The sequence below is a fragment of the uncultured Treponema sp. genome (assembly GCF_945873775.1).
In the GTDB taxonomy this organism is placed as follows: Bacteria; Spirochaetota; Spirochaetia; order Treponematales; family Treponemataceae; genus Treponema_D.
This window is the reverse complement of the sequence record NZ_CAMCEC010000024.1, coordinates 1-26,843: the sequence shown is the minus strand read 5'-3', so window position 1 is coordinate 26,843 and position 26,843 is coordinate 1. Positions and strand designations below refer to the sequence as shown.

Here is a 26,843-nt window from a genome sequence, read left to right as displayed (position 1 = left end):
GGTTAGATTTAGATAAATATATGCGGCTAAATATTCCATCTATCACCATATAAATAAGAAAGTAGAAGAAGAGCTGCTTCCGCTGGGCGAGAAGCTAGGTGGGTAAAAGAATCACACGGATTTGCAGATTTCTACGAAATCCGCCGGTAAAAAAAAAAGTGATTTACGTAGCAAATCACAAATCCGCGTGACAAAAAAGAGAACTGGACATTCTACGTAAAGAGTTTCCCCTCCCTTGACAACCTATCATTCGGTAGGATATATTTTTACTTATATTTTTAAGGATATAAGATAAACTCTGCCGGAAATGGCGTTGTTTTTATAGGAAGGAGACAGCATGAAAATCATCGAATACTTCACATCAAACGACAAGGCGCATTGGCTTGCGGAAATCGCGAAAGCTGACTGGGGCGCGGCGAAATTTCTTTATCAGCTTTTGAACGAAGACAAACTGAAAGAAACGCTTGGGGATTCCACGCTTGTTCCTCTTTTGATCGACGGCGAAAAACTTGTTTCGTTCTGTACTTTTGCGCCGCTCGATGATGTTCAGCCGACGGAACTTTCTCCTTGGATTGGCTTTGTCTACACCGCGCCCGAATATCGCGGCCATCGCTACGCAGGCGAGCTTTTGAACTGGGCGGAAAGCGTTGCAACCGTCATGGGGCGCGAGGCGGTCTACATTTCAACAGACCACATCGGACTTTACGAAAAATACGGCTATGAATTTTTTAAGGCGGCAAAATCGGTCGGTGGCGAGGAAACGAGAATCTACCGCAAGGAACTTTCCGAAGAAGGAGAAGAAAAACAGAAGCGGATGGAAAACGGCGGACGCTGGAAAGCTGAAATCGTGGCGGCGGCAAAACATGGCGTTGACATGACGGCAATCTGCGGACTTTCGTGCGGCCACTGTTTTTTGGGCGAATGGTGCGGAGGCTGCCGCTCGGTGTTCAGCTGCTGCTCGTTCGGCACGCTGTTTCCCGGCGGAAAATGCCCGAACGTAAAATGCTGCGAAGAAAAAAAACTTGACGGCTGCTTTGACTGCCCGGAACTCGAAAAATGCGAAAAAGGATTCTACACGCCAAGCAACGACGGAGCCGCCGCAAGCAAAGCACAGGCAATCTTCATCCGCCGGCACGGAAAAGAAGCCCACCGCAAAGTCCTAGACAACCTGCACAAAAAATACAAGTTCCAAAAAATGCAGGAAATCCTCGGTCAGAGCGTAGAAGAAGGAATGAGAATTCTTGAAGAGAATTTGTAGCAGGCAAACGGTGCGACTCAATGTCATTGCCCAGCTTGACCTGCGATGTTTGCGTAGCAAACTCGGTCATCAATCTACTGTAACTTTTCAACTGATTATCGGGTCAAGCCCGATAATGACATAAAAGATACTTACGGAACATTCACTGCGAGTTTTTGCAACGCAAAAACTCGGTAGTGAGCGTGCGAACGTAGCTTAGGGCATGAAGCACTGGCGAAGGTTGTTTGAACAACCGAAGCCAAAGACCGTAGCCGTGCGATTTGCACGGCGAGGACTTAGAGCGGACAGCGAAGTGCGGAACGCCCGACCCGAGCGGTTGTTGAGACCGTTGACGAAGTTTCCCCTCCAACGCTTGTCGAAACAGAGCGAGGGGAAGCCCCAGAAAAAAAAAGGAAGGTAAAACAAATGAAAAACTTGATTGCATTTTGCGGACTGGACTGCGAATCCTGCGAGGCCAGAAAAGCGACTGTCGAAGACGATTCGGAACTGCGGAAAAAAGTTGCAGCTGAATGGTCAAAACTGAACGGCGTTGAAATCACTGCAGAAATGATAAACTGCGACGGCTGCCGCATAGACGGACGGAAAACTCCGTTCTGCGATTCACTTTGCCCTATCCGACAATGTGCGCTCGTCAAAAAAGTAAGTACCTGCGACGATTGTGCGGAAATGGAAGGCTGCGGAAAAGTCGCAATGATTCACAAGAACAATCCGTGCGCAAAGAACAATCTGCTTGCGCGTTGAAAAAATTGTAATGGCAACGAACGAGGTCAGGAGAAAAAAATGAAATTTACAGGAACTTTGATTGCGGTAAAAGACATCGGGGCGAGCAAACGTTTTTATAATGATGTGCTTGGGCTGAATGTTGTCGCTGATTTTGGGGCGAACGTTACTCTTGAAGGCGGCGTAGTTTTGCAGACGCTTGAAACCTGGCAGCAGTTTATCCGCACAGACGATGTTGTTTTTCAGAACAATGCCGGGGAACTTTATTTTGAGGAGGACAATCTGGACGCGTTCTGCGGGCATCTGAAGTCGTTCGACGTTTGCTACATTCACGGACTGCACGAACATCCTTGGGGACAGCGCGTCATCCGTTTTTACGATTTGGACAAGCACATAATCGAAGTGGCGGAAAAACTTGAGACCGTGATTTTCTGTTTTATGCAACAGGGACTTTCCGCAGAAGAAACCGCCGCGCGAATGAATATTCCGGTTGACTTTGTAAAATCGTGCCTGAATAAATAGAACAGATATTTGGAGGAAAAATGAAAGTATACGGAACGGAGATTTGCATTGACTGCAGAAATTACAAGGCGATTCAGAAGGCAAGAGGTTTTGAGGCGGAGTTCATCAGCATAACGTCGGACACATCGAACCTGAAGGAATTTCTTGCAATGCGCGACAGAGAGCCTGTTTTTGACGAAATCAAGGCGAAAGGCGGAATCGGAATCCCATTCTTTGTGAACGCCGACGGAAGAAAAACGCTGGACATAAACGAAGCGTTAAGCTGGATTGGACAAGAGCCAGTGGAAGCGGATAAATAAAAGGCAAGGGAAAATGGCGACAACAAAAGAATACATCGATTTTGTGTGCGAGCAGATTGAACGTTACGGCGAGGTGCGGAACCGCAAGATGTTCGGCGAATATATGGCGTACTTGAACGAAAAGCCAGTTCTTCTTGTGTGCGACAACACGGTTTTTGTGAAAAAGCTGCCGGAAATCGAGCCGGTTATGAATGAATTCAACGCGGAGTGCGGATTTCCTTACGACGGCGCAAAGGAACATTTTATCCTCGACATTGAGAACCGCGAGCTTCTGGACAAAGTGATTCCGTTTCTGGAAGAAATTACACCAATTCCAAAGAAGAAAAAATCAAAATGAGCAAATACGAAAAACTTTGGAATTATATAGAAGAAAACGGAACGGAATCTTTCAGCCTGACTTTTGACGAAATCGCACGAATCGCAGGCGTGCCTCTTGACCATTCATTCCTGACATATAAAAAAGAACCGGAAGAATTCGGCTGGAAAGTCGCGAAAATCTCAATGAAAAACAAAACGGTTGCGTTTGAAAAAATCGTGATGTAACAGCAAAATTTATTTAGTAGTACTAAACACTTATATTTAGTATCATTAAACACTTGTGTTTAGTGTCACTAAATACTATAATACATTCATGGTTACAAAAGAATTGATTTTGCGGATGGCAGAAAAACAGAAGAATGAAATTTTAAGATCTCCCATGAATCTTGAGGTGAACAGGGAGGGTCTGCAAAACATTCACTCTCCTATTCCTCAGTTCGTCAGAATAATCACAGGAATCAGACGATGCGGAAAAAGCACCTTTGTCTGTCAGGACATGAAAAATCGATGCGGAAATGCTTTTTATCTGAATTTTGATGAACCCGCACTTTCGGAATTTGATTCAAATTCGTTTTTGATACTTGACGAAGCCATCGCCGATTACAGAAAAAAGTATGGAAGTTCAAATGAGCTTTTCTTTGATGAGATTCAGATTATTTCCGGCTGGGAAACTTATGTAAGCTCAAAGCTAAAGGAAGGAAACCTTGTTACGGTAACCGGCTCAAACGCATCTTTATTAAGTCAGGAACTGGGAACAAGACTTACCGGCCGTCATCTGGACTATGAGCTTTTTCCGTTCAGTTACAATGAATTCTGCACTTTCCTGAAGAAACAAAAAAATGCGGAATCCTTTGAAGAATATATTTTCAAAGGTGGCTTTCCGGAATTCCTGAATTACAGGCAAAGTCAAATTCTTACGCAGCTTTTTGATGACATTATTTTCAGGGATATTGTCGTCCGCTACGGAATAAAGGACTCAAAATCGCTACGAACTCTTGCTGTTTATCTCTGCTCAAACTGCGGAAATCTTGTTACGGGAACAAAGCTGTCGGCCCAGCTCGGATTGAAAACAACGGCTACAATACTCGAATATCTTTCTTTTCTTGAGCAAAGCTATCTGTTCTCGTTTGTCCCGAAGTTCAGTCATTCAGCAAAAGCACAGTCGGTGAATCCTAAAAAAGTTTACAGCATAGATTCAGGAATGGCCGCAAACATCTCCGTTTCCTCGTCAAAAGACATAGGACGGCTTTTTGAAAATGCAGTGTTCTGTAAAATCCGGAGGGAAACAAAGAATATCTGGTATTATTCGGAAAACAGTTTTGAATGCGATTTTTTATACAGCGCTTCGACTGTTCCGGAAAAAGCGGTTCAGGCTTGCCTTGAGCTGACAAATGAAAACAGGGAGCGCGAAGTCCGGGGAATCGTAGAAACCTGCAGAAAATTCAATAATCTTGAAGGTTTTATTGTAACATTAAATCAAAGCGATAAAATTGAATATGACGGAATGACCGTAAACGTCGTGAAGGCAACCGATTTCTTTTGACGAAAAAAATTAACCGAGGTGAAAAAATGTTGAAAACACAAAGACTTATATTGCGAAAATGGACTGAATTTGACGCGGAAAGCCTGTTTGAATACGCGAAAAATCCCGAAGTGGGACCGATTGCAGGCTGGCCTCCACATAAAAGTGTAGAAGAAAGCAAAAAGATAATTAAGAACGTGCTCAACGGAGCGGAATGTTACGCCTTATGCGAAAAGGAAAACAACATCGCAATCGGGGCGGTGGAACTCAAGCTGAACGGACACACCGACATGACCGAACGCAACGATGAATGTGAGCTCGGCTACTGGCTCGCACAGCCGTTCTGGGGAAGAGGCTATATGCCCGAAGCCGCCGGAGAACTTTTGCGCCGTGCATTTGAGGAACTCGGCATGACAACAGTCTGGTGCGGATATTACGACGGAAACGCAAAGTCAAAGCGCGTGCAGGAAAAACTGGGATTCGTCTTCCATCATACCTGCAGAGAACTTCCTGTTCCACTTTTGAATGAAGTACGCGTCGGCCACACAAATATTATGACCAAAGAACATTGGGAAGAAATTTATAAGTGAGCGAAAAATACCATTCTTTTGCTTGACTTTTTGTAATTCATTTTTTAACTTTTCCGTTCTGGAACATTTTTATCAAGACGAAAAGTCCGTAGAATCCGCATATCAAAAGAATCAAATCTTCGTAGACGTTAAAGAAAATGGATTTTATTCCTGTAAATCCCCAAATGGTCAGCAACGCAAGCAGAACTCTGTTTTTGAGCTTGTATCCCGAATACGCGACGATGCTTAAGCTGGTGACTGGACACGGCATAATGTGAGTTACCATCTGCGGAAAAGTTGCGCCAAAAGCAACTGAAAACAAAGGATAAACTGCGTAAAGCGACAGCAAAATTATTTGAAAAACTGAAGGCTTATTCAATTCGTCATCTTTGTTTTTCCAAGCCTCGTATAAAAATAAAATTCCTGAGACTATAAAAAGCGGCATTGCAAAAAAAATCTGAATCGGCTCTGTTCCGTAATCGGCAAAAAAAGCAATTCCAATAAAAAGATTTGCAATTCCAAGTGCAATTTTAGCCGCCCAGTTCAGTTTTTTAAGATAAGACAGCACGATTGCCAAAACTAAAATTGAAAGCAATACAATTTGAATAAACAAAGTCTGGTTGTTATAATTTCCTATGACATTCCAAAATTCTTGTGCGCTCATTTTTGCTTTCCATAAAAATCATTCTACAATTTTTCTCCCAAGAAGCGCAAGGCATTGGTCATAGGAAAAAGTGTCCACTTGAGCCACAATCGAATTGAATGCCGCTGTTTTCATGGCAACCTCCTTTCAGTTCTTTAAAAATATATCATATTCCTGATTTATTTCAAGGTTGGAATTTTTATAGAAAACTTGGTTGGGGATTTGTTTAGAAGATTGCTGACCGAGTTTGCTTCGCAAACATCGCGTATCAAGTACGACAATGACACGGTTTGCAAGGTTGCTGGGGCTATACAATTTACAGAGCTCATTGAGCTTGTCGAAATGAACTCTGTAAATTAGGTGGTTTCGGCAGGCTCAACCACCTCTTGTTTTCTTGTCATTCCTGTTCCATGACACAGGAAACTCTAACAACACATTAGATTGTCGGATCAAGTCCGACAATGACAAATCGCCATAATGTCATTCCCGCACTTGATGCGGGAATCTATTCAATTGGTTACAAATAGATTGTCGCGTCAAGCACGACAATGACAGGCTAGTTTTATGTCATTCTCGTGCAAATGCGACGCAAATCTCTTTACAATTTTTCTTCCAGAAATTCTTTTGAAAACTTTTCCGCTTCACTTGGGTACGCAAAGTTTTTAAACGTGGCGGTTTCTTTGGCGATTCTGGCAAAAAGCCTGTGAGTTGATTTTAGCGCGTTTTTCATGTCGAGCTTGTCGTAACGGGCAAAGCAGTTTTCCAGTTCCATGCGAATTTCTGCGTCTGCCCATCGGTCAAGGAATCTTCCGTCGTGCCAGACATCAGCGTGATTTTTTGTTGCGGCGTAAACTTCCAGCATTTTGAGCAGAAGATTTTTGAGGTATGAGTCAAGACACATTTTAGCAAACCAAAGCTCTCCGCGCAGAAGTTTTTTTGCCGCCCATACCGTGTGAAAATAAAAGTTGTTCACAAGATTCTGGAATTCAGTTTCGGAAAAATCCGGCTTGTGAATCTCCAAAGTGATTTTTTGCTTCAAAAGTTCTGCCGCCCCGATTTTGTCGTGCAGCACGCACCAGCCTCTGTTCATTACCCAGTTCGCCGTTCCGTTGTTCACCGCGCTCAAAAACTGCTCGGCCGTAAAAACAATCATGTCCACATCGAGCCAGCCGTCGTACAGAACACGCCGTTCCATTCCGCCGCCAAGAGTCGGCTCAACAAACGAGATTTTCACGTCGCCCAATTCCGCCGGAAGATTTCCGTAGAGCCAAGAGTCCGTGTCGTCCGTCGCAATTATAAGGTCGAGGTCGGAATATTCGTCCGCCGGAACGCCGCTTCTTGTTGACGAGCCGATTGCGACAACCGCCTTTATTTCCGCGTGATTTTCCGCAAGCAGAAGAAGCCGCTGTTTTATTTCGTGATATTTGTCTGGTGTGTTGGTTGTTGTAGTGCTCATTTTTTTACCCAATATTTTTTATTCCGTGATTTCAATCATATTTTCTTCGATTCCGACAACGCAGCTTTCGTAGTAGCCGTCGCCTGTTGTTCTTGGTCCGCTTGTAACTTTGTAGCCGTCCGCTTTCAGTTTTTCGGTAAGAGTGTCAACCGCAGCTTTGCTTCCCACGCTGAAGGCGACATGGGCGTAGCCTGCGCATAAAGGATTTTTCTCGTCATTTTGAATTTCCGGACGCGTCATAATCTCAAGCCTTGCTCCGCCGTCAAAAGTCAGAAAATAAGACTTGAATCCGGAAGTTCTGTTGTGGTAAAGTCCGCCCGATTTTGCACAGAAATATTTTTCAAAAAACTTCCGCGCATTTTCCAAATCCCTCACATAAAGTTCAACGTGTTCAATTTTCATAATGCCTCATTTCGGGGGAGCAGTTTTGCCGGTCGGGGAATTGAAACTTCATGCGCTTGCTAAAATCCCATCGCAAAATTCCCGAATCTCCTCCGCGCGTGCTGCAACATCTTCTTTGTGTTCAACTTTGCAAAGTTCGAGTTTTCCGCTCGGCTCAATCTCAAGATGACCGTAAAAATGCTCGATGCTGCCGATTATTTTTTCACATTCTGGCATTGAAGGTCCGGTTCTGAGCGCGATTGTGTAGCCCTTTTTTCCGCTCGGAATTTTTGCGTGAGGCTCGTGGGTGTTGCACCATGGCGTGCATCTGTCGATAAAAACCTTGAACTGTCCCGGAATGTCCGCCCAGTACGACGGCGAAACGGAAACGATTTTGTCCGCCCATTCATATTCCGCCATCAGTTTTTTCGTGTCGTCCAAAATCGAGCATTCCGCGGTCTCGTGGCATTTCCGGCAGCCCCGGCACAATTTTATCTCGTAGTCGTCAATGCAAACCGCACGGACCTCATTGCCCTTGTCCACGAACTAAGAAACCATTTTCACAATTTCCGCAGTCGCACCGTTTTTTACCGGGCTGCAGTTGATTACAAGAATTTTCATTTTTCCTCTTACCTCCAAATTTTTCCATACATTAAACTAATTGCACTAGTTTTTGTCAATGACAGATTTTTTTGTTCTCAGGGGCTTCCGTCGGTTGCCTGCATTTCACTTCGTTCCACTCCGCCTCCGCCGTCGGGCGTTCCGCACTTCGCTCACGCTCTAAGTCCTCGCCGTGCAAATCGCACGGCTGCGGTCTTTGGCTTCGGTTGTTCAAACAACCTTCGCCAGTGCTCCATACCCTAAGCTTTAGCTTAGGACGTGCGCGTGAGCGCACACGTAAAATAACCGAGTTTTGCGTAAGCAAAATCTCGCAGCATACCGTCAGGTATGCGAAGCCCTAAGCTGACAGTGCAAGCGGCAGCTCTTTTTACAATTCCTCATTGTAATTTTCAGACAATCATATATAATAGAAGAAATCTACAAACTTTCAGGAGTCAGGTCATGAAAATCAACCGCAAATTCCTTACCCCCCCCATGTAATTTTTACATTATTTTTAACTTTATCGCTGCTAACCGGCTGCATGACCGAGACAGACAGTGGTTCTAACGACGACAGCGGACAGATAACAAATCCGACAGAAAATCTTTCAATCTCCTACACAATAACATTCAATTCAAACGGCGGAAGCGGCGAGATGAAAACGCAGCCTGCCGAATCGGGAAGCGAAGTCACACTTGCCTCAAACACCTTTACCAGAACAGACTACACATTCTCCGGCTGGGCGACATCCGACGACGGAAACATTGTCTATAAGGATGAAGCGAAAATCACGCTGACAGAAAACCTGACGCTCTACGCGCAGTGGACGGAAATCGGAAAGGTTCAGAAAGTCACATTCAGCGCGACAGGCGAGGTCGATTACAATGATAAAATCACGCTCTCTTGCGGAACGGAAGGCGCGACAATCTATTATGCGCTCGTTGCCGGAACAGGCGCACCTACCGCCGAGGAATTCTCCTTATCAAAACAGAAATATTCCGGACCGATAACAATCACCGAAAATGCCGTGATTGCCGCAGCCGCCGTAAAGGACGGAATGAAGGACAGCGAAATGGCAACCGCCACATTCACCGTGAAAAAATACACAGTTACATTTGAAACCGCACACGGAGACGTTCCGCTAAAAATCGAAGGCTTGAAAAAAGGCGACACGCTTGGTGACAAACTTCAAGAACTTACGGCAGAAGGCTACAGATTCGACGGCTGGTTTTACGGCGAAACCCGGTTCACCGCCGAAACGGAAATCACTTCAAGCCTGACTTTGACCGCAAAATGGACTAAAACTTACACCGTAACATTTGACGCGAACGGCGGAACAGGCGAAATGAATCCGCAGATTTTTACTTACGGTGAGCCTCAGAATCTTTTACCAAACAAATTTTCAGTGGACGGCAAGGAGTTTCTTGGCTGGGCAAAAACTTCCGGCGGAAGCATAGCCTACGATGACAATTCCGAATACACAATCGGCGCGGCGGACGTTACGCTCTATGCCGTGTGGGGAAAATTCGTAACTGCCGACAATGCCGCAACTGTAATTGCCGGACTGGAAAGCGGAACTAGTGAAAATCCGAATGTCTATACGGTAAAAATCATCAGCAAAGAAGAAAGTGATAAGGATTTTCTGAGAGAAATAAACGATAAAATATATTCAAGGTGGAGGGAATATGTCAAAGTTAATCTTGACCTTTCCGCAAGTGGAATTACAGAAATTCCAGAGAATGCTTTTGATGGTGCCAATTTATTAGGAATAACATTGCCAAACTCTTTAGAGAGTATTAAAACTAAGGCTTTTCTGGAAACATACACTCTTGAAAAAATTGTAATCCCTGATAAAGTAAGAATCATTGAAGCAGAGGCTTTTAAAGGCTGTCATAAGCTTGCAGAAATAACTCTTCCTGCAAGTCTGACTAATATTGGCGAATATGCATTTTCTGGATGTGACAGACTGGAAACCGTAAACTACAAAGGCACGCAGGCGCAATGGGCACAAATCAAAATCGATGTTTACAACGAAAAGCTCACCGGCGCAAATATTGTTTACAACTACACCGGGGAGTAGGCTCTGTCATTGCACTCTTAATTTTTTTGTCATTGCCGGGCTTGACACGCGATGTTTGCGAAGCAAACTCGGTCAGCAATCTTATGCAACAGATCTTCGGGTCAAGCCCGAAGATGACATAGAAATCAAGTATGGGAATGACATTTACAAAACTCCGGGCAATTCCAAGTCAGCCTGCTTTATTCCCTGTAATCTTCCTTGATAAACGGCTCGCGGATTTCTTCCTTTGTGAGGAGCGAATATTTTTTCGGGTGGCGGTAGGCGTTTCCATGAACTTCGCGGCTTCGGTAGTCCCGCAGTTCGTCAATGTCGATGTTCGCGATGTAGATTCCTTCATTTTCACCGGCTTCCACAACGAGCGTGTCGCGTGAGCCTGAATCCTTGGGGCGGTATGCGATTCCGTCGAATGCGGAAGAATGTCCGTTGCAGTCGGGTTTTCCGCCGGGATAGTTTGCGGTCGCAACGGCGCACATATTTTCGTAGGCTCTTGCGCGCAGCTGGGAAAGGCGGTTGATTTCCATCGGGCAGGCGTTCGGAACAAGAATCACTTCCGCGCCTTTGAGCATTAAAATCCGTGCGCTTTCGGGGAATTCTCGGTCGTAGCAAATCATCGCTCCGGTTTTCACAACGCCGTTTTTCGTGTCAAGTTCGCCCACGTAAAAATCATCGCCGGCGCAAAGAACTTTTTCGTCGCCAAAATCGCAGGTGTGGACTTTCGCATAAGTGAAAACGGATTTTCCGAAACGGTCAAAAAGCCGGAGCGTGTTCCGCGGCTGCGGACTGTGCTTTTCCAAAAAAGTGATTCCAATTGCCATATCAAGCTCTGCCGCAAGATTCCCGAAGAACGAAACAAATTCTCCGTCCGCACTCACCGCAAGTTCTTCAAGTTCCGCCGGATTTTCCGGAATGTTGTAACCGCAGCTCCACATTTCAGGAAAAAGCGCAATGTCCGCGTCCAAAAGTTTCGCCTTTCGGCACGCCTCCTCACCAATCCGCCGGTTTTCTTCTATATTATTGCCCGGCATTATCTGCAAAAGTGCAATTTTCAAGTTGTTCATGGTTTTATTATACAATGATTTTTTGTTTTGTGGGGGCAAGTGGAGTGGGCAATTAGAAAATCAAAACGGCAAATCCACACCAAAATACGGCTCGTCCTCATGAATTTCAACAATTCCGCGAATCGGCTTGTCGGAATATTTCAGGATTTTATCGCGGTAGTTTTGGCGAATCTGCGGATTTTCGATTTCCTCGCGCCGTACCTTTGAAAGTTCCAAAAATTTCGTTTCACGGTCAATTCCCAAAAATCGGCGTTTCAGGAGCGAAGCGGCAATTCCTGTTGTTGAGCTTCCCGTGAACGGGTCTAAAATCCAGGCATTTTCCTTTGTTGACGCAAGAATAATCCGTGCAAGGAGCGGAAGCGGCTTTTGGGTCGGGTGCTTCCCGCAGGATTTTTCCCACTTCGCGATTGCCGGCAGGCTCCACAAGTCGCGCATCTGAGTTCCTCCGTTGATTTCCTTCATCAGCTCGTAATTGAAATAATGCGGAATTTTTTTGCTTTTTCTAGCCCACAAAATAAATTCGGTCGAATGAGTGAAAAACCGGCACGAAAGATTCGGCGGCGGATTCGTCTTTGCCCAAGTGACGCAGTTCAAAATGCGGAAGTCCAGCTCGTTCAGCATCTGCGCAACCGAAAAAATATTGTGATAAGTGCCGCTAATCCAAATAGTTCCGTCGTCCTTCAAGTGCGAGCGGCAGGCAGAAAGCCACTTGCGGTTGAACTCATTGTCCTTTTCAAAACCCTGAGATTTATCCCACTCACCTTTGTTTACGCTCACCTGCTTCCCCGACTGAACGGAAATTCCTCCGTTTGAAAGAAAATACGGCGGGTCAGCAAAAATCATATCAAACTTGAAATCAAACTGATTCAAAAGCTCGACACAGTCGCCTTGAAGAAGAGTAAAGTCGCGGTTCGGGGATTTGTAGAAGGAATGGAGCATTTAACGATGATGAGTTGCCGTAGATATAATTTCAAAAATACATGGACAATCTTTTAGCTGCGACAATAATTTTTTAAACATGTATGCATTAGGGGTATTTGTTTTTTCTTGAAACATCAGAAGCTTTGCAAGCAGCAGCAAAAATTTTACACTATATTCTCCGCTGTTTGCCAAAGCCTCATAGTTTTTTGCTTCTTTATTGACTTCAGCCTTTAGGTTATCAATATTTAACAGATGTTCTCTTTCATCATCATTCTCTATTGGTTGAACATTTTCCCAATAATCCAAAAGAAATTGAATTAGTTTATTAGTTTCTTCGGGTTTTTCATTTTGTTTGATTAGAATATCAACAGCCCAGTGAATATGCTTAGGAGTTCTAGATCGTTGCCATTTTCCATTAATAAGTTGGCGGTACTTTATAATCATATCAAATTTTGAAATCGTTCCTTGATAGATTCCAATCACAAAATGATCATTTACAGGAAACTGAAGCAAAAGAGGAAGTTTTCTTCTTTTTTTGCTTATTGAGTTCGCCATTTTAGGTACCATACTTTTCTCCTCCTAGTTAAACACTTTTTCAATCACGCCGTTTTCCATATCTTTTATGCAATAAATATTTTCCATTACATCGAATGTCTCTTCGAGATTGTGGCGTGCGCTTTGCCAGCCGTTCCCGTCCGTAAACCAGACAAAGGTTACTCCGTCAATCGTGTCAATTTCGCTTGATAAAGTTTTGTAGCTTCTTGCGGTCTCATTCAGTTTTGAGCCGCCGCTTCCGTAGAAATTTGTTTCAACAACATAAATCTGATTTTCGGTCTTTACAACAAAATCAAACCGCTTTTCCATTTTGCCCTGATTTGAGATTGCGGACAAATCAACATTCCACTTTTCCGTGATTTCGTGAATGTACATTTCCTTAAAATAATTCTTGTCTTTTTCAAAACCGGCTTTTTTTATGTAGCTTTCAACCAAATCTTCCATAAGATGACCGCCACGATTTTTTCTGCCATTTGAATCAAGCCCGGTTTCAACGCCTGTAACATAATCAACAAGATTGTTCACAAGATGATTCTGCAAAAGGTCAAAAAGTCCAGATTTTTTCATAAAATCAGAATATTCAGAAACAGTTTGCTTTGAAGTCGAAAAATCAAAAACGAAACTTCCGTTTTCATCAGAAACTGAAATTTCAGAATTGCGGACAGCAAGAAGAATTGGAATACACTTCAAAGTTTCTGGATATTTTGAAAGAATATTTTCAAAATCTTTTTCAATTGTCTTTGAGCCTATCAGTGAATTCAAAATATTCAGCTCGATTTTTATATTCTCAACATTTCCATAAACTTTTTCAAAATCAATATAATAGGAATAAGTCGCAATGCTATCACGAAAAGTCGAAAGCCAGTCTGTGAAATCTCGTTTCATTTTATTCTCTCCTAGAGGACAATTAACATGCTTTTGAAAAATTCTGTAAAAACTGTTCTTTTGTTTTCACAATTATCCTATCATTAAAACCGTTCTCAAAATCAGTCCATCTAACAAGAACTGATTCATCAGCAAAACAAACTGTAGGATCAAGTTCCACATCCATTCCCATATACTGCCATTCATTAAAATCTTGTGCCTTTATAAAATCAACAAATTCTTTAAAAACAGGATTAGACGATTCTGTTTTCTTTCCTCTTACATCAAATGTCATAAAAACCTCCATATAGTTACTTATTCTTTTATCAAAAAACCGATGCAATATTACTTATTAAAAGTTCGCTGATTGCGCCGCGTTTTTTCGCATTTGAATTTATCATTCGTGAAGCCGAGATTCTTTCGATTTCAAAGTTTGAATACAGGTTATCGAAAAAATCATCTTCTTTGTTTGTATTTTTTGGGTCGGAGTTGCTTGCAAGAACCTTCGCCTCTTTATTTGAAATTTCGGTTATGAATTTTCCGAGTTCGATTTGCTCTTTGTCTGAAAACTGATTTTCTGAATACGAAGTAAATGCGGAAGTTTGCGTAAGCGGACGATACGGCGGGTCAAGATAAACAAAAGTCTCTGAGTCGATAAAATTCTTACAGTCGGAATAATCGCCGGCTTTCATCTGCACATTCTGCAAAAGTTCTGAACACGCTTTCAAATTTTCTTCATCGCAAATCAGAGGATTTTTTGCATTGTTGAACGGAACGTTAAATTCGCCTTTTTTGTTCACGCGGTAAAGTCCGTTGAAGCAAGTTTTGTTTAGAAAAATGAACAGTGCGGCTTTTTCAAGATTTTCAGTGTAATTTTCATTTATTTTTAATTCGTTGTATCGGTTTCGTTTTTCGTAAAAGAAAATTTTATTTTCTTCCAAAGTCTGACTTTTGTATTTATTTTGGATTTCAGAAAGTCGCTCTATCAAAAGGTTGCAATTATTTTTTATCTGCGAATATGTATTTATCAGCTCCGTATTCACATCATTTATCAAAACTTCTTCCGGGTGGCATTTTTGATGCACATCAAACAGAACTGCGCCGCCGCCGACAAATGGCTCACAGTATTTTTTTATTTGCTGAGGATAATGTTTTCTGATTTCCGGTAAGAGCTGAGTTTTTCCGCCTGCCCATTTTACAAAGGGATGTGCAATCTGCGACATAAAATATACTGTACTGTAAATTTGTCAGATTTTCTACTAGATAAAATTTCCATAGTGATTTTACGTTGGGCAACGCATGAAATTTTCCGCATGAGCCGAAAACGCGTTGGCAGGCGAATGAAATAATTTCACAACGCAAAAACACGTTTTGCCGAATAATGCAGAAATTTCACAGTCAAAAAACACGTTGGGCAGTGAATGAAATTTTTGCATGGATAAAAAACACACTGCGTAAGCCATGAAATTTCTCCTCCGTTTACAGTTCCAGCTCGTACAGGACGAAATCTGTCCAGCCAGCGTTTTCTGTATGCCAGTTTCTTTCGGCGACTTGGGAAAATCCGAGCGATTCGTAGAGGCGGCGGGCGGGCGTATTGCATTTCAGCGCGTCAAGGCGGACCGCTTTTTTCCCGGATTCACGGTTCATCTCAATCATGCGGCGCATTGTCCGGGCGGCAATTCCTTTTTTCTGAAGTTCCGGGGCGACGCACAGAATGTGAACCACGGAAACTTCATCATCAGCCAGATCCAGTTTCCACGGCGCATCATGATATTCCATTCCCTGGCAAGGCACGGCTGCGACCGCCGACGCAATTTTTCCGTTCAGCTCTGAGAAAAACATATTTCCGCACTTTATGTGTCCGTATATCATCCCGTCCGTCGGATGAAGTCCGTAAATCCAGCGGGCATAAATCTCCATGCCTTTTGTTTCCGAAACCGTGCGCCGGTAGAATTCCGCCAGCCGCTCAAAGTCGCTTTCCGTTGCCCTAATTAAAGTCATTTTTCCGTTCCTCTATTTTCCCTCCGGATTGTTTTTCAGTTCCGCCCGAAGTGCCTTGAACTTTTCTTTCCAATCCTGTGAAATTCTGTAAGAATCGCAGATTTTTTGAATCGCCTTGCCGCAGATTTTGTAGTCAAGTCCGCAGGTCGCCATCCATTTGTGCACGGATTCCGGCTCGGTTACGGCAAGCTCCGCAATCAGCCAGGCTTCGCCCATCTGAACGTAATAATGCCCGTCGTTTTTCATCAGCGGAAGAAGCTGTTCCGCGTGCCCTCGTCCCAGCCGCGAAATGAAAAGCACGTAACCCCAGCGGCGCACAAAAGGTTCTTCTGATTTTACGTATTCCGCCGCATATTTCAAAGCCGCCTCAAAATCCAGATCCGCAACGAAGCCAATCAGCTCGTCCGTGTGCCACCAGTCCGAAAAAAGCAGGTTCTCATGGATAAACGCCATCCGCCCGTCAGCATTTTTTATCTGCTCAAGGCTGACATAAAAATAAATCCTGTGAAACTGCTGCTGCGTCAAAACGTGCTCGCGGAGTAGGCAAGCGTCCGCATTTTTCTTGACGTAACTGCGGATCAGCCGGTCAACATCGGCGGTCTTGTATTTCCCGAGCGCATCCAAATCCTTTTGAACAAGCTGCGGCGTAAGTGCAAAATATCCGTTCATTTTTTCCGTTCCCCTTACTTTTCCTGCTGTCTGAAAGGTCTGTTGAACGAGCCGATTTCGACAAGGTTTCCTTCCGGGTCGGCGATGTAGCAGGTTCGCTGTCCCCATGGCTCGGTTTCAGGCTCAAGCACCGGAACAGCTCCTTTTTCCACAGCCTTCTTGAATTCTGCGTCAACCTCATCAAATGTGTCAACGTAAAGCGCGATTTCAAAATGTCCGTTCAGACCTTTCACGTATTCGTATCTGCGCCCGCTCATTTTCTCAAAGTCGCCGCGTCCGTAAAGCAGAAAAAGCGTGCCGTCCTTTACGAGATAGACGTTGCTCGCGTCCTCCGTCTCCCTGATTTCAAAGCCGAGCACATCGCGGTAAAAGCGAATCATTTTCGCCATGTCATCCACAAAAATTCCAAATCCGTCAAGTTTCATTTTTCATTTTCCTCCAAATTTTTTTATTTTTCCGGGGCTTCTGGCTGCGGCTCGTTTCACTCCGCCTCCGCCGTCGGGCGTTCCGCACTTCGCTCACGCTCTAAGTCCTCGTCGTGCAAATCGCACGGCTGCGGTCTTTGGCTTCGGTTGTTCAAACAACCTTCGCCAGTGCTCCATACCCTAAGCTTTAGCTTAGGACGTGCGCGTGAGCGCACACGTAAAATAACCGAGTTTTGCGTAAGCAAAATCTCGCAGCATACCGTCAGGTATGCGAAGCCCTAAGCTGTCATTGCCTTCCATATATTACCGCACGATTCCGCCGTGAAAAACGCATTCGTAAACTTTTTTTGTTCCATGGAAAATCGCCTCGCTTCCGCTGAACCAGTCAAAGCCGCCGCAAACCTTGCAGATGTATGTTTTGTCTCCATCGCGGAAGAATTCCGGTCCGCGGAAAGGCAGTTCCGGCTTAACCACATGGAGCGCGCTTTTCAGAAAGTCGCCTGAAAACGACTCATCGAGCACGCGTCCGCAGTAGTTCATAGCCCAGAACGGAATTCCGTCCTTCCACAGAGCCTCCTCACCGCTGAAATTCCTTCCGCCAAGGTATGTGTCATAATATTCAAGAGTTCCGAAATCCGCGCCCAAGTCCTCCGAATAAAAAAGGTCGTGCGAATTCTTTCGGCACGGCTGAACCTCGCTTCCTTTTCCGGCGTAGGTGGCACGCTTTGCCCGACACAGAAATTCCCTTACTTCTGCGGAATCGTAAAAGTCGGCCCCGTTCACCGTTTCAGTTGACGTCGCGGAAGAATTCCGTTCAGCGGAACGCACATCATCCGCCGCAAATTCCGCAGTTCCGCAGCCGTCCTTGACCATAAAATCCACCGAAACACCGAATAGTCCGCAAATCCGCACAAGATTCTCGATGTCGGGCACGGATTCCGCCGCCTCCCACTTGGACACCGCCTGCCTTGAAACGCCAAGCCGCTCCGAAAGTTCCTCCTGCGACAGAAAATTCCTCTTCCTCAAACACGTGATTTTTTCCGCCAAAGACATATCCGCACCTCCAAATACAACAAAAAAATCCGGCGCGGCATCAAAAATCCTGACCGCAAAACCGGTTCAAAAATTATAAAACAGAATTTTCCGCAGTTCCACCAGCCAGACCTTGCAAAAACGGCAACCGCAAGTATCTGATTGTCATTATCGGGCTTGACCCGATAATCTTTATCTTGTAGCGAAAAGGATTCCCGCATCAAGTGCGGGAATGACACGGAATTTGCGTCGAGCAATAATCACATTTGAAGAATCCCGCTCATTTCCGCCGAAGCTCAATCTGAAATTCTGTTGTGCCTTCCTCGTATTTTCTTGCGCCGGTCGGGAAAAATCCGTGCCGCCTGTAAAAAGAAACGGCTCTTGCGTTTTTCTCCAGCGCCCACAGAAAATCCGCCTGAAAATTCTGAACGGCAAATTCAATCAGCGCGCTTCCTGTTCCGCAGTTCTGAAAAAGCGGCTCCACGTACAGCTTCACGATTTCCGTTTTCCGGATTTCGGCAAATCCCTTTATGATTCCGTCCTCTTCCGCCACAAACAGATTGCCCAGCGTCTCATCCTTTCCAAAATTGTCAGCCGCCAAAACAACCTGCAACTTTCCGAACGAATATTCCTCGTCCTTGAAAATCGGAAAATAATTAATCCGGTTGTTGAACACAAAAATCTCCGCAATCCGGGACAAATCCTTTTTTTCAGCTTTTCTAATCACCATTTTTCTCTCCAAATTTTTTTGTTTTTCCGGGGCTTCCGGCTACGGCTCGTTTTACTCCGCCTCCGCCGTCGGGCTTTCCGCACTTCGCCGTCTAACCGCGGCTCATTCCTTCACTTCGTTTCGGAACTGCTTAGCAGGAGCTCCAATCCCTAAGCTGTTATGCTCACATTGCAATAGAATAAAAAATCAGATTCGCCTTTTCCCTAATTTTTTTCATAAAATCTTCCATATATATTCCTCTTCCGAAGAAAACTTTTGATAATTTTCAGCCTGAATTTTTTGTTCGGACTGCTAGCTATGTTTTAATTAAAAATATAAAATAAGTCAATTTGCGGAACGCGGGCGGAAAATGACAGGACTTGGAACAGTTATAAACAGCGCAAGCATCGTGGCGGGCGGGCTTGTCGGGTATTTTGCCGGAAAATTTTTCAGGCCGGAGCAGCAGGAATCCCTGAACAAAGCCTGCGGAATCAGCGTGATTTTTATTGCGGTCGCAGGAGCGATGCAGGGAATGTTGAAAATCGAAGGCGCGGAAATCGTCAGCGGAAAATCCATGCTTGTGGTTCTCTGCCTTGCTCTGGGAACGATTATGGGCGAGCTTTTCGGCATTGAAAAAGGCTTTGAGAATTTCGGCGGTTGGCTCAAGAAAAAAAGCGGAAACAGCGGCGACTCAACTTTCGTGAACGCATTTGTTACGGCGTCGCTTACGGTCTCAATCGGGGCGATGGCGGTTGTGGGCGCGATTCAGGACGGTCTGCTCGGAGACTTTTCAACTCTCGCGGTCAAATCGGTTCTGGACTTTATAATCGTCGCGGTGATGACTTCCGCAATGGGCAAAGGCGCAGTTTTTTCCGCAGTTCCGGTTTTCGTCTTTGAAGGCGCCATGACGCTTCTTGCAAAACTTCTCTCTCCGCTGATGACCCCGGCCGCGCTCGCGTACCTTTCGCTGATCGGCTCAGTCCTGATTTTCTGCATCGGCGTGAACCTCGTCTGGGGCAAAAAACTGAAAGTCGCCAACATGCTTCCCTCGGTGATTCTCGCAGTCGCCGCCGCCTACCTTCCGTGGAATTTTTAGAAGCCTGATTTGCTGTTTTCGGGCGTGTCCGCCGCTTCGCTCCGGCCGGGCTTTCCGTGGTTTCAGGGCAAAGCCCTTACATTGCTTCACTTCGCCTTGCTCCGCTCCGCAACGGCTGCGCCGCCACTCCAATCCCTCACGCATTTGTATGCCTCAGGTAAACAAATCACATTTTCTGTGATATAATCACAAACACACAAGGAGGCATGATAAAAATTACATCCGTGTAATTTTTATCATTACAGTTTGCTCAAGCGTTGCTTTCACAAACTGTGATTCTCGTCATCCATGGCTCGCCGCTATGCGGAGTTTTTATGGGAGATTCAAATGCAAGACTTCGACTGCTGCTTTACAAAAGAAAAAAACTGGTTCCGCTACCGGGCCGGGGCAATCATCGTGGAAAACGGCTGCGTCCTGTTCGCCGGAAACGAGCTGGAGGATTATTACTATTCGATTGGCGGCGGAGTCCACCACGGCGAGACTGCCGAAGATGCGGTTAAGCGCGAAGTCCTGGAAGAAACCGGCGTGCCTTACGAAATCGACCGGCTCGCGGTAATCCACGAAAATTTCTTCAGCCAGAACAGAGGAACGCTAAAAGGACTTGACTGCCACGAAATCAGCTTCTATTTCCTGATGAAACCGCGCGGAACTCAGAAACTCAAAAGCGACAGCATAACCCACGGCGTAAAAGAAGAAATGCACTGGATTCCCATCGACGACCTCGACAAACACAAAGCCTTCCCAGCTTTCCTGAAAGACTATCTGACCCGCCCGCACCCTGGAATCGAGCACATCGTAACAGATGAAAGAAAGTGAAGTGCAAGGGCGTTACTTGCGCTTTAGTTTCGGCAAGCTAAACAACCGCAACGGTCGGGCTTTATGCGGTTCTCCAACGGATTTATTTTTATGCGAGTTTTTGTAAGAAAACTCTGCGATTGGAATGATTTTTATGGATATTCCTGCATGAATTCTTCCGCACTCAGAATCGCGGCTGGATTTTTGTAAACGCGTCCCTGCCGGCTGAATATTTCGGTCGTTGCGTCAATCACCTGGAAATTCATGCCGTGCTTTAAGTCATCTATGGTTATTCCCTCAAAATAAACTGTTTTCCATTTTCCGCCGGTGAAATAATTTCTCTGTGGTTTCGGAACGATTTCGTCTACGATGAATCCGCCGTCGCGTGCTATAAAGCCTTCATCAGAATCTGTGTTTACCTTGAATTTTTTGATGAGGTAACCGTCATCGTCGAACAGTCCGACATTCACGGCGAAAACATATCTTAAACTATAGGGAACCCATATTTCTGCTGAGTGCCGTCCGCCCTCGTATGCTCCGAACACTGGTTTTGAGACGCTTTTTGTCCATACATTGTTGTTCCTGTCTTCAAACAAGGTCTTCCATTCGTTCATGACTGTTGCCCAGACTTTCATTGCGACAGCGTTCGGAACGCATTTTATGCCTGGATGAATTTCAAAATCTGCAGTCCTTTTTTGCATATTTATGTTGTCGTTGACGTTAGAAAAGTCATAGACGATGAACATTGAATTTTCGTTCATGTATGCTTCAAGCTGCAAGAAAAGTTTATTCCAGTGTTCTATTCTTGTACTGTAGCTGTCGATTTTCGCAAGAATTCCGTCTGTATTGAATGAACCCGAAATTATCTGACTGCTGTTCGACATAGCTTCGTATTGCCACTTCACTTTTTCTCCGACCTGGCTGTATGCCGCGAGAGCCTCAATCAGACTGTCGTTTTCCTTTGCGAAATTGCCTTTTGCAAGATTCATTATCGAGCTGTTTTCAGTTTTGTCCGATTCCGCAAAGGCAGCTTTTTCTTTATCGGTAAATTCTATTCCAAGTCCTTCAAGAAGCGACTCTGCGGTTTTATTTACGGCTTTTCCGCTCTGAATTTCAGGGGCGGAATAGCGTCCGTCCGTGCTTGCGCGAATTTCATTTGTGGCGACATCATTTGCGCGGAAATTAACCTCGTAACTGCCTGCGATTTTCCGGATGCTTCCGGTTACTACAATCTGCGCGTTTGTCAGCTGTCCGATTTGAGCCGCATTCTCGTCGCTGTAGTATCCGCTTTCGGAAAGTTCCTGCTCGGCTTTTATCAGCGACTCGTTTTTTCTGTCAAGAACCGTCATTTTTGAGAATCTTGAGAATTTTGTCGTGAGCGAGTCCTGAAAATACTGCGAAATCCATTCTTCGTTTTTTGCAGTTACGCTGATTTCCGGCTGACATACTGCGACGGCGATTCCTTTTCCTTTGTACAAGTTTTTTTGGGAATTCCCGGATGAGATGTTTTCAGAAAACATCGTCTGTCCGGAATCCTTTGATTCCGATGAGGCTGCTGAAACCGAATTTGACGCACATGACGCCAGAATGACGGTCGCTGCCAAGATGATTGCCGGAAGATTTTTTTTCATTGATTTTCCTTATTTGTGAACTGAAATTCTATTGTAATTCCCGCACTTGAAGCGGGAATCTGGCGGGAAAAAAATCTGACTGGAAAGTCGTGCCTCTAATTGTTCTTCTAAAACAGAATTGAAGCCGCAATCGCCTCTGCATCAGCCCATTCTTTATCCGCCGCTGAGATTGTCGCCGCGGACTGATAGATTTTGTTTCCCGATGCGTAGGCCATTTTTGTGGCGTCGGCCGCCGCCTTTGTCTGCTCCGTTTTTGCGTCCGCAAGAATTTTTGTCCGTTCAGTGTTTCCGTCCTGCATAATCTGTGCGAGCGCCTGATTTGCTGCTGCTTTCTGTTCTTCCGGCATTAGCGCAATCTGCGCGTCGGCAATTTTTTTGTTGATTTCCGCGCTCTGTTTTGCCTCTTCCTGACTCATGACGGTCGGAAAACGTGCGTCGTGAATCATTTCACTCACCAGGTTCTTCACAAAATCCTGTTCTGGCGTCAAGTTTTCAGAAAGTTCACCGAGAACATTTTTCACATACTTTGCGGTTGTCTGCGTCCATGTTGCCGCCGAAATTTGATAAATTTGGTAGACGATGTACTGGCTTGTCTTTTCGCCGCTGTCAGGATCTTCTGTGATTACGCGCTGCCAAAATTCAGTCGCCTTCTGATGTCCGGTGATTTGAGCATCGCTCTGTGTCTTTGTGACTTCCTCAATCGCCTGACGTGTCTCATCGTTTAGATTTCCGCTTCTTGCCTGTTCCGCCGCATAGACATTTATGCTCTGCTGTAGTTCACGCGCAATTTTCCGTGAGTAAGCCATATCCGCACGCATTGTAGCCGAACGCACGTCAGCTCCGTATCCCGTGGAATTTCTGAAGATGTCGCTGTCCTTCTTTTTGAAAGTGCTTATGTATGCAGAATAGTCTCCGCGTGCCGCCGCAGAAAGCCATGAAGGAACCGCTTCCGTTCCGAATGTTCTTCCGTCCCAGTCAACTACGGTTGTCTCGATGCCGGCGATTTTCACACCCGAATCTGACTTCCTTTCCGCCATCGGGATTGTTGCCGAATTTCCTGTGGTTGCGCAGCCTGTCGCAAAAAGAGCCGCCGCAATGACCGTTCCAAAAATGATTTTTTTCATAAGTTCTCCTATCTATATTGTTATGTCTAAAAAGACATGAATTCCCTGTTTAACAAATCCGAGACACATTCTGCTATTGCGGAATATGCGCGCCGCTCTGCAATTTGCTCATTTTTTGCACCGGTTTTTGCCAGTTGTTCTGACAGTGACAAAATTGTTCTGTCTCCGTTTGAGATTTCGATTGTGACAGACGGTGTGTAGAAATATCCTGCAGGAAGGATTTTTCCGTTCAGGCTGATTTTTATGTGGCATATATATTCGGCATTGCTTTCCGCCGTGACGATTCCTATTTTTGCGAATGATGATTTTGCGGCTTGAGCAGCAGAATTCTCAAAGTCGTTTTCACATTCAACCTGAACAGCAAATTTTCCGCAGAGCCGTTTTATGAGAGGCTTCAGTTCTGAAATTTGGTTCCGTGTCTTTGCGAAAAGTGATTCGCTTTCGGGATAAATAACTAGAGCAAAATCAAGTTTGTCTTCAAGTCCGTTTTTTTCCGCGAATTTTCCGGCTTTTGAGAATTCTGTTATTTTCAGGAGTGTTTCTTTTTGCTTTTCCGCATTTGACCAGAAGTCTTCAAAAGTTTTTAGGTCGCTTTCAATTCTCGGCCGGCAGATTTTCCACGCTTCCTCGCGGTCGATGAATGCCGTTGTCTCATAGATTTTCTGTTTTCTGTCAAATCGGGCTTTTGTAAAATGAACTGCAAAAAGTTCAGCTTTTGAATTCACAAAAACTTCCTCTGAAATCGAAGTGCGGGAATCTGTGTCTATAACCGTTGTCCTTTCCGCCGAATTTACAGAAATGCTCACCTGAAAAAATCTTGACAGAGCGGCGAGCGCGTTCTGCCGGGCTTCCGCCTCCGATTTTCCGAATCCGCGCTGCGCTATAAAATCCGGACTGCCAAGATAATCCTCAGCAAAAAACGGAGCAGAAACGAGCAAATATAATAGAAGAAAAATGTTCCTTTTCAAGACAATGCCGGACTTATTTAGCTTTTGACTTTTAGAATAGAAACAATCCCCTTTGAAATTCCGTGTTCCATTTCCGGATCATAGGTGAATATGAATATTGTTTTGGTTTCCTCATCATAAACGAATCTGCTTTTTTCATCGGAAAATTTATATCCACATCTGTTTACATTTTGAACAAGGGTGAGTTCCTTTTTCATTTCTATTGTATAGGTGTCTAAACCATTTGAATTGTCATAATGTTTTCCATAGAATCCATTGTTACCAAAAAATGAGTAAATAGCATCGCAAGTTATTTTGTCATTTTCTTTTAAATTCAGTCTTGAAATCAATTCATTTAAGGTTAAAAAACTCATTTTCTATACCTCCAATATCTTGTTACTATTTCGTATTTCTACGCGTAATTCTGTCTGTACGTAAATTTACTTAACTTGAATTATATACGTAAGTTTACTGTAAGTCAACGTAAAATCAGTAAATTAACGTACAATTTTATGCATGGGATTCAAGGAAAATTTACGAGACGAGATTTCTTATCAGGGGCTGATGATAAAGGAGCTTGCCGCGCGCGCCGGACTTAACGCCGGTTCGGTGAGCAATTATCTTAAGGAGAACAGCTCGATTCCGTCCGCTGATGTGGCCGTAAAAATTGCATCCGCCCTGAATGTCTCCGTTGAGTATCTTGTGAACGGAAAATCTCATGCCGAAAGCGAAAAAAAATATTCTCCGGAAATCCGCAAAATGGCTGACAAACTTGAGTCCATGTCTTCCCGCGACAGAAAAAATGTCGGCGCGCTGATTGACGCAATCTGCGAGGATTTGTAGAGCGGTGACTTCATAGAAAAATCAATTCTGAAAAACTCAAAAACTATGGCTTCTGCCTACAAAACGGCGCATACAAATTCTGCACCAGAACCAGCAAAAGCCACGAACTTTCAAAATGAACGACATTTTTCTGCTTGATAATTAGTACGAAATCAGACTAATTTACAAAGGATAAAACATGAGCAAGCAAGAATTGCAACCGCAAGTTTTTATGCGATGGAAAAAGCACGCTGTCCTACATTCTCACTTTTGTCGAGCCGCTTCTGATGCTTCTTTTCATGCTGATTCTGCCACCTCTGTTCGGCGGTCAGATTATGATCTGGTGGAGCACAGTTTTGGCACGCATTTTCGCCGCAATCCTGGCGATGATATTGACAAAGATTCAGCACGGCCGGACTTAATTTTGTGTGTCATTGTCGGACTTGATCCGACAATCCATTTTCAAGCATCGCAACAGATTCCTGACCGAGTTTGCTAGGCAAACATCGCAGCATCAAGTGCGGGAATGACAATAAATCGAACTGTCATTGCCCATCAATCTTGCAGCAAATATGTTTGTCGCGGCAGGGATTGTAGGGGCGCGGAGCGTTGTTTTGTGGCGGTTGAGCCGGTCGAAACCAGAACAAAACAATGAAACGAAAGTGGAACCCCGAAAAGCCCGGTTTTTGCGTAGCAAAAAGTCGCCCTAAAAATCACTTGAAAAATGCAAACGGCTCTCAAATATAGTTTTTATGATTATTATGAGAGCCGTTTTTTAGAATGTTACAAAGAATAAAAATTCCCTGCCGTCATTTCAAGATAGTTTTTTCCGGTGTATTTCGGGAACGCTTTTTCTGCGGCGGAAAGAAATGCCTCGCGGGTTTTGCATTGTGCGGCAAGCTCGCGGATTTCTTTCACGTAGGCAATTTTTTCTGCTACCGCGTCCTGCTCCTCGACGTTCGCGTGGCTTGAAAGAATGTACTTGTAGCCGGCTTTCTGGTATGACTCAAGAATTTCAATCATTGTGGCGGCGTGCGCGTCTGAACCGATAATAGAATGGACGTACTTTCCGAGCATGTGGGTGTAAATCGCGTTTGCGTCCGGAATCTCAACGTCGAACGAAGATCCTCGGTCATAAATCACAAAGTCGATTCCGGAGACTGTGTTTTTTCCTTCGTGCAGAATGTTTTTGATTGAAGCCACGAAATTTCCGCGGAAACCAGGTCCGAACGCCTTCAAAAGCCCCTGCGTGATTCCGAATGCAGTTCCGCCGCTCACAGATTTTTGCGCGTTTGCCGTTCCCCAAACGTTCATTCCCTTGATATAGTCCGCGCCGGCCGGATGGTCGCTGATGATAACGTCGTTCATCGGTTTTTTGAGAGAAGCAATGTATTCCTTCCAGGCGTCAAGATTTTCCGTGAATGCAGGAAGTTCTATTCCCACAAGCGAGTTTTCGCCTTCAACAATAAAAGCCGCGTCGCAAAGAGCGTCCTTTGTGTCGTAAGCGTGAAGTTTGATTTTTCCAAAGTCATAAACCGTTACAGTTCCTGCCGAAAGATTTTTTGTTGTGTTCATAATTCACCTCGAATAATTTTTTTTGCGTGCACGTTGTAACTTTTTGGGTTACAGGTAAAATATAACCCAAGTTAGGTGTAATGTCAATAGTTACAACAAAAAAATGTGAGGAAAATTAGGATGGATTTGTTTATGGGTATAAAGAATTTTTTTATGAGATTACCAGAGGAATGTACATTTTTCTGTGAGCTGCACGGATAGTGTACAATAAAGTTCGCAATTTGGGGTAGAAAAAAGCCATTGAAAATTC

35 protein-coding genes are annotated in these 26,843 nt (G+C 44.5%); 13 read left to right on the top strand and 22 right to left on the bottom strand.

Going from position 1 to position 26,843, the window contains the following annotated elements; translation table 11 throughout:
• Positions 1-337 precede the first annotated feature (337 nt).
• From Q0N70_RS10435 to Q0N70_RS10400, 8 genes are all read left to right on the top strand, one after another.
• Positions 338-1,258, top strand: a complete 921-nt coding sequence (locus Q0N70_RS10435) for a GNAT family N-acetyltransferase (RefSeq protein WP_294016493.1) — start codon at positions 338-340, stop codon at positions 1,256-1,258.
• Between the two features lie 405 nt (positions 1,259-1,663).
• On the top strand, positions 1,664-1,999 hold the full coding sequence (locus tag Q0N70_RS10430) for a DUF3795 domain-containing protein (protein WP_294016491.1): 336 nt from the start codon (positions 1,664-1,666) through the stop codon (positions 1,997-1,999).
• Positions 2,000-2,038: 39 nt separating this feature from the next.
• Positions 2,039-2,500, top strand: a complete 462-nt coding sequence (locus Q0N70_RS10425; RefSeq protein ID WP_294016488.1) for a VOC family protein — start codon at positions 2,039-2,041, stop codon at positions 2,498-2,500.
• Between the two features lie 20 nt (positions 2,501-2,520).
• A complete protein-coding gene (locus tag Q0N70_RS10420) occupies positions 2,521-2,799 on the top strand; it encodes a hypothetical protein (RefSeq protein WP_294016485.1) in 279 nt (92 codons plus the stop codon).
• A gap of 13 nt (positions 2,800-2,812) precedes the next feature.
• Positions 2,813-3,136 (top strand): transcriptional regulator, encoded by a 324-nt coding sequence (locus Q0N70_RS10415; RefSeq protein ID WP_294016483.1) that lies wholly within the window; start codon positions 2,813-2,815, stop codon positions 3,134-3,136.
• A complete protein-coding gene (locus Q0N70_RS10410) occupies positions 3,133-3,342 on the top strand; it encodes a hypothetical protein (RefSeq protein ID WP_294016481.1) in 210 nt (69 codons plus the stop codon). The genes Q0N70_RS10415 and Q0N70_RS10410 overlap by 4 nt, the downstream gene beginning before the upstream one ends.
• An 88-nt stretch (positions 3,343-3,430) precedes the next feature.
• Entirely contained in the window at positions 3,431-4,660 is a 1,230-nt protein-coding gene (locus tag Q0N70_RS10405) for an ATP-binding protein (RefSeq protein WP_294016479.1), read from the top strand.
• Positions 4,661-4,686: 26 nt separating this feature from the next.
• A complete protein-coding gene (locus Q0N70_RS10400) occupies positions 4,687-5,229 on the top strand; it encodes a GNAT family N-acetyltransferase (protein WP_294016477.1) in 543 nt (180 codons plus the stop codon).
• A 37-nt stretch (positions 5,230-5,266) separates the two neighbouring features.
• On the opposite strand, the gene Q0N70_RS10395 is transcribed toward Q0N70_RS10400, so the two are convergent.
• From Q0N70_RS10395 to Q0N70_RS10375, 5 genes are all read right to left on the bottom strand, one after another.
• Positions 5,267-5,872: a DUF6064 family protein gene (locus Q0N70_RS10395; protein WP_294016475.1), complete on the bottom strand. Its 606-nt coding sequence runs from the start codon at positions 5,870-5,872 to the stop codon at positions 5,267-5,269.
• Positions 5,873-6,449: 577 nt separating this feature from the next.
• Positions 6,450-7,307 (bottom strand): aminoglycoside 6-adenylyltransferase, encoded by an 858-nt coding sequence (locus tag Q0N70_RS10390; protein WP_294016474.1) that lies wholly within the window; start codon positions 7,305-7,307, stop codon positions 6,450-6,452.
• Between the two features lie 18 nt (positions 7,308-7,325).
• Entirely contained in the window at positions 7,326-7,709 is a 384-nt protein-coding gene (locus Q0N70_RS10385) for a VOC family protein (protein WP_294016473.1), read from the bottom strand.
• A gap of 48 nt (positions 7,710-7,757) precedes the next feature.
• Complete coding sequence (locus Q0N70_RS10380; RefSeq protein WP_294016472.1) at positions 7,758-8,231, bottom strand: flavodoxin family protein; 474 nt, start codon at positions 8,229-8,231, stop codon at positions 7,758-7,760.
• Between the two features lie 133 nt (positions 8,232-8,364).
• Positions 8,365-8,613, bottom strand: coding sequence for a hypothetical protein (locus Q0N70_RS10375; RefSeq protein WP_294016470.1), 249 nt, complete (start codon positions 8,611-8,613; stop codon positions 8,365-8,367).
• A 217-nt stretch (positions 8,614-8,830) separates the two neighbouring features.
• Between Q0N70_RS10375 and Q0N70_RS10370 the strand changes: the two genes are divergently transcribed.
• Positions 8,831-10,369, top strand: coding sequence for an InlB B-repeat-containing protein (locus Q0N70_RS10370; RefSeq protein ID WP_294016468.1), 1,539 nt, complete (start codon positions 8,831-8,833; stop codon positions 10,367-10,369).
• 179 nt (positions 10,370-10,548) lie between these two features.
• Here Q0N70_RS10370 and Q0N70_RS10365 read toward each other — a convergent pair whose 3' ends face one another.
• The 12 genes from Q0N70_RS10365 to Q0N70_RS10310 all read right to left on the bottom strand — a co-directional run bounded on the left by Q0N70_RS10365 (position 10,549) and on the right by Q0N70_RS10310 (position 18,624).
• Entirely contained in the window at positions 10,549-11,427 is an 879-nt protein-coding gene (locus Q0N70_RS10365) for a carbon-nitrogen hydrolase family protein (protein WP_294016466.1), read from the bottom strand.
• Positions 11,428-11,487: 60 nt separating this feature from the next.
• Positions 11,488-12,366, bottom strand: a complete 879-nt coding sequence (locus tag Q0N70_RS10360; RefSeq protein ID WP_294016464.1) for a DNA methyltransferase — start codon at positions 12,364-12,366, stop codon at positions 11,488-11,490.
• Positions 12,367-12,915, bottom strand: coding sequence for a hypothetical protein (locus tag Q0N70_RS10355; RefSeq protein ID WP_294016462.1), 549 nt, complete (start codon positions 12,913-12,915; stop codon positions 12,367-12,369). It abuts the gene before it with no gap.
• Positions 12,916-12,927: 12 nt separating this feature from the next.
• Positions 12,928-13,788 (bottom strand): type II restriction endonuclease, encoded by an 861-nt coding sequence (locus tag Q0N70_RS10350; protein WP_294016460.1) that lies wholly within the window; start codon positions 13,786-13,788, stop codon positions 12,928-12,930.
• Between the two features lie 22 nt (positions 13,789-13,810).
• A complete protein-coding gene (locus Q0N70_RS10345; protein WP_294016458.1) occupies positions 13,811-14,062 on the bottom strand; it encodes a hypothetical protein in 252 nt (83 codons plus the stop codon).
• A 31-nt stretch (positions 14,063-14,093) separates the two neighbouring features.
• Entirely contained in the window at positions 14,094-14,990 is an 897-nt protein-coding gene (locus tag Q0N70_RS10340) for a DNA adenine methylase (RefSeq protein WP_294016456.1), read from the bottom strand.
• Between the two features lie 256 nt (positions 14,991-15,246).
• Positions 15,247-15,768 (bottom strand): GNAT family N-acetyltransferase, encoded by a 522-nt coding sequence (locus Q0N70_RS10335; protein WP_294016454.1) that lies wholly within the window; start codon positions 15,766-15,768, stop codon positions 15,247-15,249.
• 12 nt (positions 15,769-15,780) lie between these two features.
• Entirely contained in the window at positions 15,781-16,437 is a 657-nt protein-coding gene (locus tag Q0N70_RS10330) for a DNA alkylation repair protein (RefSeq protein ID WP_294016453.1), read from the bottom strand.
• A gap of 14 nt (positions 16,438-16,451) precedes the next feature.
• Complete coding sequence (locus Q0N70_RS10325) at positions 16,452-16,862, bottom strand: VOC family protein (protein ID WP_294016452.1); 411 nt, start codon at positions 16,860-16,862, stop codon at positions 16,452-16,454.
• 56 nt (positions 16,863-16,918) lie between these two features.
• Positions 16,919-17,107: a hypothetical protein gene (locus Q0N70_RS10320; RefSeq protein WP_294016450.1), complete on the bottom strand. Its 189-nt coding sequence runs from the start codon at positions 17,105-17,107 to the stop codon at positions 16,919-16,921.
• A 58-nt stretch (positions 17,108-17,165) separates the two neighbouring features.
• Positions 17,166-17,915, bottom strand: coding sequence for a DUF5680 domain-containing protein (locus Q0N70_RS10315; protein ID WP_294016449.1), 750 nt, complete (start codon positions 17,913-17,915; stop codon positions 17,166-17,168).
• Between the two features lie 259 nt (positions 17,916-18,174).
• Positions 18,175-18,624: a GNAT family N-acetyltransferase gene (locus Q0N70_RS10310; RefSeq protein ID WP_294016448.1), complete on the bottom strand. Its 450-nt coding sequence runs from the start codon at positions 18,622-18,624 to the stop codon at positions 18,175-18,177.
• 349 nt (positions 18,625-18,973) lie between these two features.
• Here Q0N70_RS10310 and Q0N70_RS10305 point away from each other — a divergent pair, with 349 nt between their 5' ends.
• Together Q0N70_RS10305 and Q0N70_RS10300 are read left to right on the top strand one after the other, a co-directional pair.
• The gene (locus Q0N70_RS10305; RefSeq protein WP_294016446.1) at positions 18,974-19,699 is read left to right on the top strand and encodes a DUF554 domain-containing protein; all 726 of its coding nucleotides are present in this window, start codon (positions 18,974-18,976) and stop codon (positions 19,697-19,699) included.
• Positions 19,700-20,026: 327 nt separating this feature from the next.
• Entirely contained in the window at positions 20,027-20,515 is a 489-nt protein-coding gene (locus Q0N70_RS10300) for an NUDIX hydrolase (protein ID WP_294016444.1), read from the top strand.
• A 131-nt stretch (positions 20,516-20,646) separates the two neighbouring features.
• Here Q0N70_RS10300 and Q0N70_RS10295 read toward each other — a convergent pair whose 3' ends face one another.
• The 4 genes from Q0N70_RS10295 to Q0N70_RS10280 all read right to left on the bottom strand — a co-directional run bounded on the left by Q0N70_RS10295 (position 20,647) and on the right by Q0N70_RS10280 (position 24,570).
• Entirely contained in the window at positions 20,647-22,125 is a 1,479-nt protein-coding gene (locus Q0N70_RS10295) for a CsgG/HfaB family protein (protein ID WP_294016442.1), read from the bottom strand.
• 107 nt (positions 22,126-22,232) lie between these two features.
• Positions 22,233-23,249, bottom strand: coding sequence for a hypothetical protein (locus Q0N70_RS10290; RefSeq protein ID WP_294016439.1), 1,017 nt, complete (start codon positions 23,247-23,249; stop codon positions 22,233-22,235).
• Between the two features lie 26 nt (positions 23,250-23,275).
• Positions 23,276-24,187: a hypothetical protein gene (locus Q0N70_RS10285; protein ID WP_294016437.1), complete on the bottom strand. Its 912-nt coding sequence runs from the start codon at positions 24,185-24,187 to the stop codon at positions 23,276-23,278.
• Positions 24,188-24,234: 47 nt separating this feature from the next.
• A complete protein-coding gene (locus tag Q0N70_RS10280; RefSeq protein ID WP_294016435.1) occupies positions 24,235-24,570 on the bottom strand; it encodes a hypothetical protein in 336 nt (111 codons plus the stop codon).
• A 142-nt stretch (positions 24,571-24,712) separates the two neighbouring features.
• Here Q0N70_RS10280 and Q0N70_RS10275 point away from each other — a divergent pair, with 142 nt between their 5' ends.
• Positions 24,713-25,039 (top strand): helix-turn-helix transcriptional regulator, encoded by a 327-nt coding sequence (locus Q0N70_RS10275; protein ID WP_294016433.1) that lies wholly within the window; start codon positions 24,713-24,715, stop codon positions 25,037-25,039.
• 178 nt (positions 25,040-25,217) lie between these two features.
• A complete protein-coding gene (locus Q0N70_RS10270; RefSeq protein WP_294016431.1) occupies positions 25,218-25,517 on the top strand; it encodes a hypothetical protein in 300 nt (99 codons plus the stop codon).
• Positions 25,518-25,801: 284 nt separating this feature from the next.
• Here Q0N70_RS10270 and Q0N70_RS10265 read toward each other — a convergent pair whose 3' ends face one another.
• Positions 25,802-26,593 (bottom strand): hypothetical protein, encoded by a 792-nt coding sequence (locus Q0N70_RS10265; protein ID WP_294016429.1) that lies wholly within the window; start codon positions 26,591-26,593, stop codon positions 25,802-25,804.
• Positions 26,594-26,843 lie beyond the last annotated feature (250 nt).

Bases quoted from the DNA above. Each gene is read 5' to 3' on its own strand.
- Q0N70_RS10435 (WP_294016493.1), top strand. From the start codon at position 338: ATGAAAATCATCGAATACTTCACATCAAACGACAAGGCGCATTGGCTT.
- Q0N70_RS10430 (WP_294016491.1), top strand. From the start codon at position 1,664: ATGAAAAACTTGATTGCATTTTGCGGACTGGACTGCGAATCCTGCGAG.
- Q0N70_RS10425 (WP_294016488.1), top strand. From the start codon at position 2,039: ATGAAATTTACAGGAACTTTGATTGCGGTAAAAGACATCGGGGCGAGC.
- Q0N70_RS10420 (WP_294016485.1), top strand. From the start codon at position 2,521: ATGAAAGTATACGGAACGGAGATTTGCATTGACTGCAGAAATTACAAG.
- Q0N70_RS10415 (WP_294016483.1), top strand. From the start codon at position 2,813: ATGGCGACAACAAAAGAATACATCGATTTTGTGTGCGAGCAGATTGAA.
- Q0N70_RS10410 (WP_294016481.1), top strand. From the start codon at position 3,133: ATGAGCAAATACGAAAAACTTTGGAATTATATAGAAGAAAACGGAACG.
- Q0N70_RS10405 (WP_294016479.1), top strand. From the start codon at position 3,431: ATGGTTACAAAAGAATTGATTTTGCGGATGGCAGAAAAACAGAAGAAT.
- Q0N70_RS10400 (WP_294016477.1), top strand. From the start codon at position 4,687: ATGTTGAAAACACAAAGACTTATATTGCGAAAATGGACTGAATTTGAC.
- Q0N70_RS10395 (WP_294016475.1), bottom strand. From the start codon at position 5,872: ATGAGCGCACAAGAATTTTGGAATGTCATAGGAAATTATAACAACCAG.
- Q0N70_RS10390 (WP_294016474.1), bottom strand. From the start codon at position 7,307: ATGAGCACTACAACAACCAACACACCAGACAAATATCACGAAATAAAA.
- Q0N70_RS10385 (WP_294016473.1), bottom strand. From the start codon at position 7,709: ATGAAAATTGAACACGTTGAACTTTATGTGAGGGATTTGGAAAATGCG.
- Q0N70_RS10370 (WP_294016468.1), top strand. From the start codon at position 8,831: ATGACCGAGACAGACAGTGGTTCTAACGACGACAGCGGACAGATAACA.
- Q0N70_RS10365 (WP_294016466.1), bottom strand. From the start codon at position 11,427: ATGAACAACTTGAAAATTGCACTTTTGCAGATAATGCCGGGCAATAAT.
- Q0N70_RS10360 (WP_294016464.1), bottom strand. From the start codon at position 12,366: ATGCTCCATTCCTTCTACAAATCCCCGAACCGCGACTTTACTCTTCTT.
- Q0N70_RS10355 (WP_294016462.1), bottom strand. From the start codon at position 12,915: ATGGTACCTAAAATGGCGAACTCAATAAGCAAAAAAAGAAGAAAACTT.
- Q0N70_RS10350 (WP_294016460.1), bottom strand. From the start codon at position 13,788: ATGAAACGAGATTTCACAGACTGGCTTTCGACTTTTCGTGATAGCATT.
- Q0N70_RS10345 (WP_294016458.1), bottom strand. From the start codon at position 14,062: ATGACATTTGATGTAAGAGGAAAGAAAACAGAATCGTCTAATCCTGTT.
- Q0N70_RS10340 (WP_294016456.1), bottom strand. From the start codon at position 14,990: ATGTCGCAGATTGCACATCCCTTTGTAAAATGGGCAGGCGGAAAAACT.
- Q0N70_RS10335 (WP_294016454.1), bottom strand. From the start codon at position 15,768: ATGACTTTAATTAGGGCAACGGAAAGCGACTTTGAGCGGCTGGCGGAA.
- Q0N70_RS10330 (WP_294016453.1), bottom strand. From the start codon at position 16,437: ATGAACGGATATTTTGCACTTACGCCGCAGCTTGTTCAAAAGGATTTG.
- Q0N70_RS10325 (WP_294016452.1), bottom strand. From the start codon at position 16,862: ATGAAACTTGACGGATTTGGAATTTTTGTGGATGACATGGCGAAAATG.
- Q0N70_RS10315 (WP_294016449.1), bottom strand. From the start codon at position 17,915: ATGTCTTTGGCGGAAAAAATCACGTGTTTGAGGAAGAGGAATTTTCTG.
- Q0N70_RS10310 (WP_294016448.1), bottom strand. From the start codon at position 18,624: ATGGTGATTAGAAAAGCTGAAAAAAAGGATTTGTCCCGGATTGCGGAG.
- Q0N70_RS10305 (WP_294016446.1), top strand. From the start codon at position 18,974: ATGACAGGACTTGGAACAGTTATAAACAGCGCAAGCATCGTGGCGGGC.
- Q0N70_RS10300 (WP_294016444.1), top strand. From the start codon at position 20,027: ATGCAAGACTTCGACTGCTGCTTTACAAAAGAAAAAAACTGGTTCCGC.
- Q0N70_RS10295 (WP_294016442.1), bottom strand. From the start codon at position 22,125: ATGAAAAAAAATCTTCCGGCAATCATCTTGGCAGCGACCGTCATTCTG.
- Q0N70_RS10290 (WP_294016439.1), bottom strand. From the start codon at position 23,249: ATGAAAAAAATCATTTTTGGAACGGTCATTGCGGCGGCTCTTTTTGCG.
- Q0N70_RS10280 (WP_294016435.1), bottom strand. From the start codon at position 24,570: ATGAGTTTTTTAACCTTAAATGAATTGATTTCAAGACTGAATTTAAAA.
- Q0N70_RS10275 (WP_294016433.1), top strand. From the start codon at position 24,713: ATGGGATTCAAGGAAAATTTACGAGACGAGATTTCTTATCAGGGGCTG.
- Q0N70_RS10270 (WP_294016431.1), top strand. From the start codon at position 25,218: ATGAGCAAGCAAGAATTGCAACCGCAAGTTTTTATGCGATGGAAAAAG.
- Q0N70_RS10265 (WP_294016429.1), bottom strand. From the start codon at position 26,593: ATGAACACAACAAAAAATCTTTCGGCAGGAACTGTAACGGTTTATGAC.